We start from the raw sequence: 13,644 nt of genomic DNA on the forward strand, positions 1-13,644 counted from the left end.
CGAGCGGAGTGAGGACAGTCAACGGCCCGTACCTCCGAAGAAACAGACGCGCCGCTGTAAAAAGTCTGTTTCTGCTGTTCTGAAAAAAGCGCGGGGAGGGGCGAGTTGGCCTACGCTCGTCGCTCCGACCGCCGAAGACGGAAGTTGTTTCGTCCATGACTGAAAAAAGTCCGCCGAGGCGGAAGCTGCACGCCGGTGTCTCCTCGCTGGCCGAGCGTGTCCTCGAACTGCTCGCCTCCGGGCAGGCCACCACGCGCACGGAGATCGCCGGACTGCTCGGCGCCGCACCCTCGACCATCTCCTTCACCGTGAGCCAGCTGCTTCAGCTCGGCCTGGTCGCGGAGGAGGGCACGGTCTCCTCGGCCGGCGGCCGGCCGCGCAAGGTGCTGCGGCTGGGCGGCAGCGACGGGTTCGCGGTGGCGGCGGAACTCGGCGGACGGCACGCGCACGTGGGCGTGGTGCTGCCGGGCGGCGGGCTCACCGACGTCTCGACCGTGCCGTTCCCGACGGCGGACGGACCCGAAGCCGCCCTGCCCGGACTGGCCGAGACCCTCGCGGGCCTGGCCGGCCGGCACGGGCGGGACATGCTGCGCGGCGTCGGCCTCTCCCTGCCCGGCCCGGTCGACGTCGCCTCCGGCGTGGTCACGCTCCCCTCCCGGATGCCGGGCTGGAACCGCTTTCCCGTCCGCGCCTGGCTGGAGGACCGCTTCGGCGTGCCCGCGGCCATCGAGAACGACGCCAACTGCATGGCCGTCGGCGAGCACACCGTGCAGCCCGCCGGGCGCCGCCAGTCGATCATGGTGAAGACCGGGACGGCGATCGGGGCCGGCGTCATCGCCGACGGCCGTCTCTACCGGGGCGGCACCGGAGCCGCCGGCGAGATCACCCACGTCCGGGTCGAGGCCGCCCACGACACGCCCTGCTCCTGCGGGAACACGGGCTGCCTGGAGACGGTCGCCTCGGGAGCGGCCCTCGTGCGCATCCTGCGCGAGCGCGGCCTGCGGGTGGCGTCCACCGAGGACGTCGTGCGCCTCGCCTCCGACGCCGACCCCGAGGCGACCCGCGCGGTCCGGCAGGCCGGCCGCTACCTCGGCCAGGTACTCGCCGCGAACGTCAACTTCTTCAACCCCGACGCCGTGTACCTCGGCGGCATCCTCTCCACGCTGGAGCCCTTCGTCGCCGCCGTGCGCAGCCAGCTGTACGAGGGCTGCCACCCGCTGGTCACCGAGCACCTGGTGATCGAGCGGGCCAGCCTCGGCGCGGACGCCGGCCTGGTCGGCGCCGGGCAGTTCGCGCTCCAGCGGGCGCTGGCGCACGCCCTGCACACCGTGACCGGCAACCACCACCCCTGACCCTCCCGGAGGAGCCATGCCGCACACGCGTCCCGTGATCGCCGTCGCCGGTCTCGGCATCGAGTCCTCGACGTTCTCCCCGGCCCGCACCGAGGCCCCCGCCTTCCACCCGCGGCGCGGGGCGGAGGTCCTGGACGGCTACCCCTTCCTGGCCACCGGCAGCCCCCTGCGCGCCGCCGCCGACTGGCGCGGCGCCCTGGTCGGCAAGGCGCTGCCCGGCGGCACGGTCACGGCCGGGGCGTACGCCGCGCTCTCCGCCGAACTCATCGAGCGCCTGGCCGGGCTGGGCCGTCTCGACGGCCTCTGGTTCGACATCCACGGCGCGATGACCGTCGAGGGCCTGGACGACGCCGAGACGGACCTGCTGACCCGCGTCCGCGCCGTGATCGGCCCGGACGTCCTGGTGTCGGCCTCCATGGACCTGCACGGCAACGTCTCGCGCGAACTCGTCCACCGCAGTGACCTGATCACCTGCTACCGCATGGCCCCGCACGAGGACGCCATGGAGACCAAGGAGCGTGCGGCCCGGAACCTCGTGGACCTGCTGGCGAGCGGCGCGCCCCGCCCGGTCAAGGCCTGGATCCCGGTACCGGTACTGCTCGCCGGTGAGCAGACCTCGACCCGGATCGAGCCCGCGAAGAGCGTGTACGCCGCGGTCGCGGACGTGGAGGCGGCCGAGGGCGTCACGGACGCGGCGGTCTGGGTGGGCTACGCGTGGGCCGACGAACCGCGCAACCGGGCCGCGGTCGTGGTCACCGGCCCGGACAGCGACGCGGTGTCGGCGGGCGCCGAGCGGCTGGCCCGCGGCTTCTGGGAGGCCCGCCACGACTTCGGCTTCGTCGCCCCGACCGGCACGCTGGACGAGTGCCTCGACGAGGCGCTGGCGTCGCGAGCCCGGCCGTACTTCATCAGCGACACCGGCGACAACCCGACCGCCGGCGGCGCGGGCGACGTCACCTGGGGCCTGCGCCAGGTGCTCGACCGGCCGGAGTTCAAGGACCCCACCGGCCCGAGCGTGCTGTACGCCTCGCTGCCCGGCCCGTCCGCGGTCGCCACCGCCGAGCGGGCCGGCGTCGGAGCGACGGTCACCGTCACCGCGGGCGCCGAGGTCGACGACCGGCACGCCGGCCCGCTCACCCTGACCGGGGCGGTCCACGCGATCCGGCACGGCGACCGGGACGCCGGGACGGAGGTGGTCCTGCGCGTCGGCGGCGTGCACGTGATCCTGACCCGCCGGCGCAAGCCGTACCACCACGAACACGACTTCACCGGCCTCGGCCTTGACCCGCGCACGGCCGACATCGTGATCGTCAAGATCGGCTACCTCGAACCCGAGCTCTTCGCCATGGCCGCCGGCTGGAAGATGGCCCTGACGCCCGGCGGCGTCGACCAGGACCTCGTCCGCCTCGGCCACCACCGCATCCGCCGGCCCATGTTCCCCTTCGACGCCGAGATGGCCGACCCCGACCTCACCGCCCGCATCGTGCCACCCTGCGCCGAACCCCTCAGCGGCCCGGACCGGTGAGCCGCCCGGAGCCGCTCCCCCCGGCCGCCGACGCGATCAACTGGTCCATCAGCGCGATCAGTACGTCCCGGGAGGAGTCCCGCTCGCGGGCGTCGCACAGCAGCACCCGCACATGCTCCGGCAGGGCGAGCGCGTCACGGATCTCGTCGGGCGGGTAGGGGTGGTCGCCGTAGAAGCCGTTGACGCCGACGACGAAGGGGATCTTGCGGCGTTCGAAGAAGTCGATCGCGGCGAAGCTGGTCTCCGGGCGGCGCACGTCGACCAGGACGACGGCGCCGAGGGCGCCCACGGCGAGGTCGTTCCACATGAACCAGAAGCGCTGCTGGCCGGGGGTGCCGAAGAGGTAGAGCACGAGGTCCTGGCCGATGGTGATGCGGCCGAAGTCCAGGGCCACGGTGGTGGCGTTCTTCTCCTCGATGCCGGTGAGGTCGTCGACGTCCGCGCCCGCGCCGGTCAGCCGTTCCTCCGTGCGCAGCGGGGTGATCTCGCTGACCGAGCCGACCATGGTGGTCTTGCCGACGCCGAAGCCGCCGGCGATCAGGATCTTCACCGTGTCGGGCGCCGCCGGGGCGGCGGTGTCAGAGCCGGCCAAGGCCGTCCCTCACTTTCTGCAGCAGGTCCAGGTCCGGATTGCGGGTGACGGGGCGCGGCGGGCGGGCGGTGATGCGGCCCGCCTCCAGCAGGTCGCAGAGCATGATCACGACGACGCTCACCGGCAGGTCGAGCAGCGCGGCGAGCTCCGCGACGGCGACCGGTTCGGCGCAGCGGCGCAGGATGCGCTGGTGCTCCGGCTGCGGCCGGGTGGCCCAGGCCGGCGGCGGGTCCACCGCGGTCACCGTGGTGATGAGCGTGAAGTCGGCGCGGCTGGGCCTGGTGCGTCCGCCGGTCAGTGCGAACGGCCGGACCAGACGGCCCGCCGTGTCGCCACCGCCCACCTCACACGCCGGATTCGGCGGCCGGCCCGAGGCCCGCCCGTGGTGCCGCGCTGAGGTGCTCGCCGATCTTCTTCACCAGCATGTTCATCTGGTACGCCACCACGCCCACGTCCGCGCCCTGGCTGGTGAGGACGACCAGGTGGGCGCCCGGACCGGCCGAGGTGAGTATCAGGTAGCTGTGCGCCATCTCGATGAGCGCCTGGCGCACCGGGCCGCCGCGGAAGTCCATGCTCACGCCCTTGCTCAGGCTCATCAGCCCGGACGCGGTGGCCGCCAGCCGCTCGGCGTCGTCGCGCAGGAACCCGGTGGACTTGCTGACGACCAGCCCGTCCTCGGAGAGGACGACGGCGTGGTTCACCTCGGCGACCCGCTCCACGAGTCCGGTCAGCAACTGGTCGAGCTGGGTATGGGTGGCTGGTACGGGGCGTGTCATGGCGGTGTTCCTTCGTCAGCGGTCGGCGGGCGGAGTCGAGGATGCGGGTGCCCCCGCCCGGGCGCGGCCGGGAGCGGGGGATGCCGGGCCTGCGGCGGGCAGCGGCGCGTCCGGGTCCCCGGCACCGGGCGCGTCCTGCTGGTCGTCGCGCGTCCCGGCGGAGTCGTCACGGGCGCGCAGCGTGCCGCGCTGGAAACCGGCGAGGGAGGCGGCGGCCTGCTCCGCGCCGAAGTCGTCCGCGTGGCCGTCCTGCTCGCCGCCCGCGGACTCCTCGCGCAGCTCGGCGGCCAGACTGGTCTGGGGGACACGGCGGGGCAGCGGGGCGACGCCGTCGCGCCGTGCGGAGGGGACGGGGCCGGCCGAGGCCGGGGCGGGCGCCACCGGCCCGTCCTGAGCGGCCGGCTCCTGCGAGGCCGGCCCGTCCTGCGCGGCCGGCTCCCGCGGGACCCGGACGTCGCCGGGCGCGTCCGGCGCCTCCTCCCGTACGACGATCTCGTGCGGCAGCAGCACGATCGCCGTCGTCCCGCCGTACGGCGACGGGCGCAGCGTGACCGTGATGCCGTGGCGGGTGGCGAGCCGGGCGATCACGAACATGCCGAGGCGGAGGTCGTCGGCCAGCGCCACCACGTCGAACTGCGGTTCCACGGCGAGCTGCGCGTTGAAGGAGTCGTAGTCCTCCTCCGACATGCCCAGGCCCCGGTCCTCCACCTCGACGGCCAGGCCCTTGGCCACCGTCGCGGCCCGCACCGCGACCGGGGCCGGGGCCGGGGAGTAGACGGTCGCGTTGTCGATGAGCTCGGCCAGCAGGTGGATCACGTCGGCCACCGCGGGCGGCGACAGGCACACCTCCTCGTCGGTGTGCACCTCGACCCGCTGGTACTCGGCGACCTCGCCGACGGCGCCGCGCAGGATGTCGATCAGCGCGACCGGCTCCAGCCAGCTGCGCCGCGGCTGCTCGCCGCTGATGATGACCAGGTTCTCCTCGTAGCGGCGCAACTGGCTCGCCGTGGAGTCCAGTTCGTACAGGCCCTTGAGGACGTCGGGGTCGGTGTGGCTGCGTTCCAGCGCGTCGAGCCTGGTGAGCTGGAGGTTGACCAGGTTCTGGCTCTGCCGGGCGATGCCGAGGATGACCTTCTGGAAGCCGCGCCGGGTGTCGGCCAGTTCCACCGCGGTGTGCACCGCCGTGCGCTGCGCCTTGTTGAACGCCCGTGCCACCTGACCGAGTTCGTCGCTGCCGTAGTCCAGCGGCGGGGTCGCCCCGTCGGCGTCGACCTTCTCGCCGCGGTCCAGCCGGGCCACCACGTCCGGCAGCCGCTCCTCGGCCAGGCTGAGCGTGGCCTCCCGCAGGCCGCGCAGCCGCCGGGACAGGGAGCGGGTGATCCGCCAGGACATGCCCACGCACAGCAGCAGGGCGATCAGCCCTCCCGCGCTGAGCATGGCCGCCTTGAACAGCAGGCTGTCCGCCTTGTCGGCACTGCGGTCGAGCAGCCCGGACGTCTGGCCGCCGATCAGTTGCGCGTACTGGTCGCCGACCTTCTTGAACGCCGCCGCCCACTCCTTCCGCGCGGCGGGCAGCGCGGCCTTCCCGGTGCCGGCGGACGGCCGGGAGGCGAGCACCCGGTCCTCGACGTCCTTCATGGTCTGCCACTCGCGGCTCTGCAGGATCCGCTCGGTCTGTGTCTTCGCGCTGCCGCGCAGCGAGGGCACGATCTGGTCCTGGACCAGCCAGCGGCGGGTGTCGACCAGCTCCGCGAAGTCCGCCCACTCCTTCCGGCTCAGCTGCCCCGAGGGCCAGGCCACGGTGAGCCGGGCGTCCTCCTCGGAGACCAGCTCGGCCGCGTGCTCCAGGGCGACCAGCGGGCCGGCCTGCGAGGTGAGGTCGCCGTCGTCGACCTGGGAGAGCTCCTGGAAGGCGTGGATCTGGTCGTCGATGATCGAGCCGTACTGGTCCAGCGCCTGCGCCGCGGTGATGTCGGTGGGGTCGTCGAGCTGGCCGCGGTAGTACTCCAGGCTGCTCACCGAGCCGAGGACCGAGTACAGCCGGTCCGAGACGCGCGCCGGCGCGTTGTTGATCGCGTCGGTCTGGCCGACCAGCTTGGCGACCGCCCTGTCCGTCGCCCTGCGCTGCGCCTCCAGCGCGGCCCGGGAGCCGTGCGGATCGGCCAGCCAGGCCGCCGACAGGCTGCGCTCCCGCTGCAGCGCGAGCGTGGCCTCCGTCCCCATGGCGCCGGTGGAGCGGCTCAGCTCCGTCTGCCCCCGCAGCCGCAGGCCCTCGCTGAACATCTGCGTCGTCGTCAGACCCCACATGGCGGCCAGGGTGACGGTGGGCACCAGGGCCAGCAGGATCAGGGAGAGACGTATGGAGCCGAGACGGCGCCCGGTACCTGCACCTGTCCGTGGAGACATCGTCGTCCTAGGCGTTCAGCGGAGCGGAGGGGGAAACACGGGGGTGACCGTGAGCGGGGAGAGAAGGGGTGCACAGGATGCTATCCGTACAAGTGACCGCACGTGCCCCGGGTCTGCCAATCTTTCGAGACATTGACGTCCGAAGTGTCGTCCGGCGCGGTCCGGCGTGCCGTTCAGCGCGTCCCGTGGTCCGCGAAGGCGGCGACCGAGGCCACGTTGGCCTTGGTGACGAACGCCGGACCGGTGAGGACGGGTGAGACCCCGCCGCCGCTGACGTTTCCGTTGGTCTTGTACAGCCACAGCGAGTCCACCGCGAGATAGCCCTGCAGATACGGCTGCTGGTCCACCGCGAACTGCACGTCCCCGCTCCTGACGGCCTTCACCAGGTCCTGGTTGAGGTCGAACGTGGCGACGTGCGCCTTGCTGCCGGACTGTTTCACCGACTTCACCGCGTTGAGGGCGAACTGGGCGCCCAGGGTGACCACTTCGTCGATCGTCGGGTCCTGCCGCAGCCGGGCGGTGATCGCGGCGTCGGTCGCGGTGGTGTCGGTGCCCTCGACGTAGACGATGTCGGTCCGGCCGCCGAAGGTCTTCTTCACACCGGCGCAGCGGGCCTCCAGGGCGACGTTGCCGCGCTCGTGGATCACACACAGCGCGTGCTTGGCCCTGAGTTCGTCCAGCTTGTCCCCGACGGCCCGGCCGGCCAGGCTCTCGTCCTGCCCGAAGAACTCCAGGATCCCCTCGGACTGCCAGGAGTCGATGCCGGAGTTGAGGCCGACCACGGGGATGTCCGCCGACCTGGCCGCGGCCACCGGGCCCTTCATCGCCTGCGGCTTGGCGAGCGTCAGCGCGATGCCGTCGACCTTCTGGCGGACCGCGTCCCGCACCAGCGCGGCCTGGCCCGCCGCGTCCGGGTCGTTGGCGTACGTGAGGTCGACGCCGTCCTTCGCCGCGGCGGCCTCGGCCCCCTTCCTGACCAGGTCCCAGAACGTGTCGCCCTCCGAGGCGTGCGTGACCAGGGCGACCTTGAAGCGGGCGGCGCCCGCCCCGCCGGCGGCGCCCGGCGCGGAGTCCGGCGTGCCGCCGGATCCGGAACAGCCGGCCGCGAGCAGGCAGACGGCCGCCGCCGCGGCGATCACGCGGACGGATCTGTGCGGGACGGGAGGCGGGGGAGGAGTGTTCATGAGGGTGCGGCACCTCGCTGTGCGGCCGAGCAAGTGGAACGGCGGGAGCAGGTGCCCGTCCGGCGTCCGACGTCGTGCGCCGCAGGGGTGACTCTCGCTGGCCGGAGCCAATCGTGTGTGACCGCCGGTAGTCAAGTGATCAGCGACATGGAGTGAGTTGTCGCTGCCGCATCGTGATGATGCCGTCCGGCCGGCGGGACGGTGTCTACGCGCATACGCGTCCACGGTCCCCGGACCGCGCCCCGTGCGCGGCCCCGGACGCCGGCACGCCGCTCACCCGCGCCCCGCCGGGGAGGGGCGCGGGTGAGCGGCGTGCCGGGGAGGGGCGCGGGAGCGGCTGCGGCGGAGCGGCGACCGGCAGGGGTCTACAACTGGACGGCTTCCTCAGCGCCCTGCGGGTCCTCCTCCCGCGCGGCCTCCGCCGCATGCGGGTCCTTCTGCACGTCCTTCTCCGGGTCCCGCTTCTCTGCGAGCCCCCTCTCCACGTTCCCCTTCTCCGCGTCTCCCTTCGCCGCGTCCTCCGCCGACCTGGCGTCCTTTCCGCGCTGCCGGCGGCTGCGGCGTGGCTCCTGGTCCGGGAGCCAGCCGAAGGTGAGGCAGCTGCCGACGGCTCCCAGGAGCAGGCCGATGAAGAAGCCGCCCAGGTTCGAGGTGATCCAGGTGCCGAGGGAGGTCAGGATTCCGATGAGCGAGTAGAAGACGCGCTGGGAGGGGCTGAAGAGCGTGAGCAGGCCGCACAGGAGCATGACCACGGGCAGGAGGTACCCGGCCAGGCCCTGCATGCCGATGTGCATGACGACCTTCAGCGAGGCCTTCTCGGTGAGCAGGATCTCCGCGCCGCCCAGGGCGAGCAGCAGCCCGCCCCAGAACGGACGACGGGCTCGCCACTGACGGAAGGCGGGCCGCACGCCTTGTTCCGGACGGCGCGGCATCAGCACCCCGAGCTGCTGAACCGCAGCTTCAGGCCGGGGAGCTTGAACACGCCCGCGGTCGTCGCGTAGTTGGTCTGCCGCAGGTGGTTGATGTGCACCGTGTCCGCCTGCTGGCTGAAGACGCCCTGCGGGCCCTTGACGCCGGCCTTGGTGAGCGTGCTCGCGTCGTTGCCGATCTCGATGTTGCCGAACGCGGCGTCGCCGGACAGTTCGGTCGAGTCGGTGGTCAGGTCGGTCGCACGCACCTTGGACGAACCGCTGCCCGCGGTGATGAGCAGGTTGGTGCCGCCCAGGTCGACGCTCTGGCACAGGCTGTCCAGCGTCGCGTTCTTGATGGCGGAGGTGACGACCAGCACCTGACCGCCGGTGTCGCCCTGGTTCGGGCTGTTCTCGATCATGTTGTCGAGCGCGCCGAACTGCTCGAAGCCGGTGCCGTCGAGCGACTTGGCGGTGACGGTGAAGGGCATGCCGGAGATCGAGAACGACACGCCCAGCGCTCCCTCGGCGGTCATGATCGCCAGGCCGGCGGCGACCGCGACGGCGGGCACCGCCATGACGGCGGCCCGGCGCAGCCGGACCCGCCCGTGTCTGGCGGGTTCGGACGCGGAACCGCTTTCCGGCGTTCCGGAGGTGTTCTCGGCGGACGGGGTGACGTCCGAGGACGAGGCCATTTCTGCTCCCGTGTGCATAGTCAGTGCGGGTTGGGCATCAGCGGCACGTTGTCCTGGCGCGGACAGCGGGCTGCGGCGCACGCCTCCTCGCAACTCCCGGCGGGTGCAAGGGCTTACGCGTACTCCGCAGTAGCCGACGAGGAAGTTACCGGTGGTTACATTTGAGGGTCAAGGGAGTTGTGGAAAAAGGGTGGGGGTTGTGCCCCACCTGTGTCTCCATGGCTGATCGGAGGCCCGGAGCAGTTCCTGAACGATCGTCAAATACCTTGCAGGACATCGACGTTGACTACAGCGCAGGGCCTTGACGTCGACTGCGACCCGGGTCTACAACTGCCCCTGGCTTCCCCCAGGATCCGTGGCGCCGGATCCCCGTCACGCGGCATCGCCCGCTTCCCGGAAACCGCACCCCCACACCTCCCGACGGTCCGCACGGGCACTTCCCCCATGGTTCGTGCGGGCCGCCTCTCCCGCCCGGCCGCGGCAGGCGGCCCTTCCCACGGGTCCTCGGCCGATCGCCGGCCGGTCGTCGTTGCCGGTCCGTCACGTACGGAGAAGGCGTCACGGACCGGCAATGGCGGACGCGGTCCCGCGTCCCCCCGCGCCACTTCCAGCCCCCACATCCCGGAGGAACCGGCTCCGCGTCCAGAGCGGCCGGCCTCCCCATTCCGGAAGGAAGAACCCCCGCATGCGTACTCGCACCCTCCTCACCCTCGTCGGAGCCGTCGCCGCCCTCTCGATCCCCGCGGCCGTCCCCGCCTCGGCCGCCGGCACCCCCGTCCTGACCACCGGGTCGGCCGGCGGCACCGCCGTCGCCGCCGGCGACGTCCTCACCGCGCCGCTGGCCTCCGGCACCGATGCCACCCTCTACTCCAGCGCGACCGGCACGAGCGGTGTGACCTGCTCCTCCTCGACGTTCACCGCGAGCGTCACCGACAACCCCGCCGCCCCCGGCACGGCCACCGAGTCGGTCACCGGGCAGAGCTTCGACAGCAGCAGCTGCACCAGCAACGTCTTCGGCGTGACGGGCGTCAGCAGCATCACCGTCGACAACCTGCCCTACACCACCACCGTGGCCTCCGACGGCACCCTCACCGTGACCCCGGCGAGCGGCTCGGCCATCCAGACCACGGTCAAGCTGAGGACCCTGCTGGGCAGCATCACCTGTGTCTACCAGGCCCCCAGCCTGACCGGCACGGCCAGCAACGACGACAACAGCATCGCCTTCACCAACCAGCAGTTCACCAAGACCTCCGGCTCCTCGCTCTGCTTCAGCAGCGGCTACTTCACCGCCAAGTACGCCCCCGTCACCGACAACGGGGCGGCGGTCTACGTCAACTGACCACCACCCGGCGCGACGTCAGCGCCGACGCAGACGCAGCGCCAGGGCGGCGCCGCCGGTGAGCACCAGCACCGCAGCGGCGCCGCCCGCCAGCATGGGCGCGGAAGGCGCCGAGCCGGCCCTGGAGGCCGCGGCCACCGGAGTGCTGCCGGGTGCGCCGCCGCCCTGCCGCGGGCCCGCCGCCGTCCCGGCGGTGCGCGAAGGGGCCGGTGCGGACGAGGGCGCGGCAGCGGGAGCGCCGCCCGACGCCTTCCCGCCGCCGGCGGACGCGGTCCGGAACACCACGTCCGAGCAGGAGTAGTACGTGTCCGTCGTGCTGCTGTTCTGCCAGATCGTGTAGAGGACGTGGCGGCCGGTCCGGTCCGCGGGCAGCTTGGCGGTGATGCGGTAGGCGCTGTTCACCAGGGCCGGGTCCTTGACCTGCGCGAAGGGCCGGGAGGGCAGCTCGGACCAGGTCAGCGGCTTGGCCGGGTCGTAACCCGGTTTGGTGAGGTAGAGCTTGAACGTGCCGGTGTGCGGGATCGTCGAGGCGTACGTCATCCTCAGCGTGGCGCCCGGCGTCAGCGTCGTGGACGGCCAGTCGGAGCGGGCCAGGTCGAGTCCCTTGTAGGCGGGCAGGCCCCCGCTGCACAGCTTTCCGTCAGGGATGGCCTGCCGGTCCCTGCCGCCGACGCCCGGCACCCGCAGGTCGTCCCAGAGCGTGAAGGGGGCGCCGTTCGCGGCGACGGCGGCCTCGCAGGCGGCCGAGCGTGCGGCGTCGCCGCCGTCGGGGGAGCAGGCGTAGACCCGGCTGACCGGATCCGTGGGCGCGCCGTGCGCCCGCGCGGGGCCCGCCGCCCACAGCGGCAGCAGGAACGGGGTCACCAGAGCGGCCGTCAGGGCGGCGCGGTGTGCGGTCATCCGGGGCATCCGGAACGTCTCCTCGGCCGGCGCGGGAACGGAGTGCTTCCGGTGTGTACGGGGCGCGCGCCCGGCGCGTTCACCAGGAGGGCCCACCTGCGCCGTACGCCTCTGAAGGCCGCCCACGTCTCATTGAAAACCAACCGGTCGCCTCGTACTCTGGCGGTCGCCGGCACGGGTTCGTCCGTCTGGTCTGTCGTTGTTTTTCGGGGGACCGAGGGAGGGACATGCCTCAACCGTCCTTGACGGCCACCGTGCCCCGTCAGCTCGTTCACCGGGCGGCGATCGCGGAAACGTTCCTCACCGACTGGGAGAAGACCGGGCCGGACAGCTTCAGGCTGTGCGCCCAGTGGCCGCGCGCCCATCAGTTACACGTGTCCCCGGACCGCTCCGCCTACGAGCCCCTGCTCGTCGCCGAGACCGTCCGCCAGTGCGGGGCGCTCCTCGCGCACGCCGAGTACCGCGTCCCGCTCGAGAGCTGCTTCGTGCTGCGCGAACTGCGCCTGAGCACGCGGCCCGGCCGGCTCGCCGTGGGCGCCGCGCCCGCCGAACCGGTCCTGGACGTCCGTGTCTTCGACGTCCGCCACCGGGCCGGCCGCCCGACCGCGCTGCGCTACGACACCGAGGTGCGGCTGGGCGGCGAGCCGGTCGCCGACGCGCACATCGCCGTCAGCTGGACCAGCGCGGCCGTCTACCGCAGGCTGCGCGGCGGCCGCACCCCGGCCACCGTCTGCGCGGTGCCGCTGCCGCCCGCCCTGCCGGCCGGTGCCGTCGGACGGCTGCTGCCCGCGGACGTCGTCCTGGCGCCACCCGAGCGGCCCGGGCGCTGGCAGCTGCGAGTAGATACCGCGCATCCCGTTTTCTTCGACCATCCGCTGGATCACGTACCGGGCATGCTCCTGCTGGAGGCGGCCCGGCAGGCGGCCCGGCTGCGGACCGCGGGTCCGGACGTGTCCGCGTCCTTCGCCGCCACCTTCCACCAATACGCCGAGCTGGACAGATCCACCTGGATCGAGGTCGTCGAGGGGGACGGACCGGGCCTGCTCGTCCGGGGCAGCCAGGGCGATTCGACGATCTTCGAGTGCGCTGTGGACGCCGCCGAGGGGTGAGATATCGTGCACGGGGAGTGAGAAAAAACAGCACGACCCGTTCTTTCCGGCCCTCAGGAGTGTTCAGGCGATGGCGAGGCAGTTACGAGCCGAGCAGACCCGCGCGACGATCATCACGGCCGCGGCAGACCTGTTCGACCGTCACGGCTACGAGTCGACCAGCCTCAGCGACATCGTCGAACACGCCCATGTCACCAAGGGCGCCCTGTACTTCCACTTCGCGGCGAAGGAGGACCTGGCACACGCGATCATGGAACTGCAGTCCAGGGCCCTGCGGGAGGTGGCGGGGGAGCTGGACGCCCGGGGCTACTCCTCGCTCGAGACCCTGATGCGCATCACCTTCTCCATGGCCCGGCTCTCCGTCGAGGGCCCGATACCGCGCGCCGGGCTCAGACTCGCCACCGGGGGAGTCGCGGTGCGGCCGCCCCTGGAGCATCCCTTCACCGAGTTCCGGGACGTGGCAGGCCGCAAACTCCTCGGTGCCGTCAAGGAGTCGGACCTCCACGCGGACACCGACGTCGACGCCGTCGCCCACTCCCTGGTCGGCTTCTACGTCGGCACCCGGGTCGTCAGCCGCTCCCTCGAACCCGTCGCCCGCCAGCCCCGCAGACTGGCCGAGATGTGGCACATCATGATCCGCGGCCTGGTCCCGGTGACCCGCCGGGCCCGTTATCTGAACCTCGCCGCGCGGCTGGAGAGGGAGATCGGACTCGTCTGACGCGCGCGCCGGGCGGCCCCCGCGGCCCCCGGACCGATCCGCGGCGCGGGCCCGGGGGCGGCGCGGGCCGGGAGCGGGCGGCGGTCGGGGGGAAGCCCCCCGCGGGTCCGCCGGCGCCCCTGGCGGGGTGCGGACAACCG

Annotated in this window: 12 protein-coding genes and 1 pseudogene; 5 read left to right on the forward strand and 8 right to left on the reverse strand. The window is 72.7% G+C overall.

Going from position 1 to position 13,644, the window contains the following annotated elements; translation table 11 throughout:
• Positions 1 to 155: 155 nt before the first annotated feature.
• Together ACJ9NR_RS29995 and ACJ9NR_RS30000 are read left to right on the forward strand one after the other, a co-directional pair.
• Positions 156 to 1,352, forward strand: a complete 1,197-nt coding sequence (locus ACJ9NR_RS29995) for an ROK family transcriptional regulator (protein WP_412491611.1) — start codon at positions 156 to 158, stop codon at positions 1,350 to 1,352.
• 16 nt (positions 1,353 to 1,368) lie between these two features.
• Positions 1,369 to 2,877: a M81 family metallopeptidase gene (locus ACJ9NR_RS30000; RefSeq protein WP_412491610.1), complete on the forward strand. Its 1,509-nt coding sequence runs from the start codon at positions 1,369 to 1,371 to the stop codon at positions 2,875 to 2,877.
• Here ACJ9NR_RS30000 and ACJ9NR_RS30005 read toward each other — a convergent pair.
• From ACJ9NR_RS30005 to ACJ9NR_RS30035, 7 genes and pseudogenes are all read right to left on the reverse strand, one after another.
• Positions 2,858 to 3,469, reverse strand: a complete 612-nt coding sequence (locus ACJ9NR_RS30005) for a GTP-binding protein (protein WP_412491609.1) — start codon at positions 3,467 to 3,469, stop codon at positions 2,858 to 2,860. The two genes, ACJ9NR_RS30000 and ACJ9NR_RS30005, sit on opposite strands and share 20 nt — an antisense overlap.
• Entirely contained in the window at positions 3,456 to 3,812 is a 357-nt protein-coding gene (locus ACJ9NR_RS30010) for a DUF742 domain-containing protein (protein ID WP_412491608.1), read from the reverse strand. The genes ACJ9NR_RS30005 and ACJ9NR_RS30010 overlap by 14 nt, the downstream gene beginning before the upstream one ends.
• Position 3,813: 1 nt before the next feature.
• Positions 3,814 to 4,245, reverse strand: a complete 432-nt coding sequence (locus ACJ9NR_RS30015; RefSeq protein WP_412491607.1) for a roadblock/LC7 domain-containing protein — start codon at positions 4,243 to 4,245, stop codon at positions 3,814 to 3,816.
• Between the two features lie 15 nt (positions 4,246 to 4,260).
• Positions 4,261 to 6,651 carry a sensor histidine kinase gene (locus tag ACJ9NR_RS30020; RefSeq protein WP_412491606.1) on the reverse strand — a complete coding sequence of 797 codons (2,391 nt, stop codon included), beginning with the start codon at positions 6,649 to 6,651 and terminating at the stop codon, positions 4,261 to 4,263.
• Between the two features lie 173 nt (positions 6,652 to 6,824).
• Positions 6,825 to 7,835, reverse strand: a complete 1,011-nt coding sequence (locus tag ACJ9NR_RS30025; RefSeq protein WP_412491605.1) for a substrate-binding domain-containing protein — start codon at positions 7,833 to 7,835, stop codon at positions 6,825 to 6,827.
• Between the two features lie 512 nt (positions 7,836 to 8,347).
• Positions 8,348 to 8,767: pseudogene (locus ACJ9NR_RS30030) on the reverse strand (DUF6114 domain-containing protein); the annotation flags it as partial.
• Complete coding sequence (locus tag ACJ9NR_RS30035; RefSeq protein ID WP_412491604.1) at positions 8,767 to 9,438, reverse strand: DUF6230 family protein; 672 nt, start codon at positions 9,436 to 9,438, stop codon at positions 8,767 to 8,769. The pseudogene ACJ9NR_RS30030 and the gene ACJ9NR_RS30035, both read right to left, overlap by 1 nt.
• A gap of 685 nt (positions 9,439 to 10,123) precedes the next feature.
• Here ACJ9NR_RS30035 and ACJ9NR_RS30040 point away from each other — a divergent pair.
• On the forward strand, positions 10,124 to 10,777 hold the full coding sequence (locus tag ACJ9NR_RS30040) for a Tat pathway signal sequence domain protein (RefSeq protein ID WP_412491603.1): 654 nt from the start codon (positions 10,124 to 10,126) through the stop codon (positions 10,775 to 10,777).
• Between the two features lie 18 nt (positions 10,778 to 10,795).
• Here ACJ9NR_RS30040 and ACJ9NR_RS30045 read toward each other — a convergent pair whose 3' ends face one another.
• Positions 10,796 to 11,686 (reverse strand): lytic polysaccharide monooxygenase auxiliary activity family 9 protein, encoded by an 891-nt coding sequence (locus ACJ9NR_RS30045; RefSeq protein ID WP_412491602.1) that lies wholly within the window; start codon positions 11,684 to 11,686, stop codon positions 10,796 to 10,798.
• Between the two features lie 218 nt (positions 11,687 to 11,904).
• On the opposite strand from ACJ9NR_RS30045, the gene ACJ9NR_RS30050 reads away from it, so the two are divergent.
• Positions 11,905 to 12,786, forward strand: coding sequence for a ScbA/BarX family gamma-butyrolactone biosynthesis protein (locus ACJ9NR_RS30050; protein ID WP_412491601.1), 882 nt, complete (start codon positions 11,905 to 11,907; stop codon positions 12,784 to 12,786).
• Positions 12,787 to 12,856: 70 nt separating this feature from the next.
• Positions 12,857 to 13,504 (forward strand): ScbR family autoregulator-binding transcription factor, encoded by a 648-nt coding sequence (locus tag ACJ9NR_RS30055; protein ID WP_412491600.1) that lies wholly within the window; start codon positions 12,857 to 12,859, stop codon positions 13,502 to 13,504.
• Positions 13,505 to 13,644 lie beyond the last annotated feature (140 nt).

Source organism: Streptomyces sediminimaris, assembly GCF_047049295.1.
Taxonomy (GTDB): domain Bacteria; phylum Actinomycetota; class Actinomycetes; order Streptomycetales; family Streptomycetaceae; genus Streptomyces; species Streptomyces sediminimaris.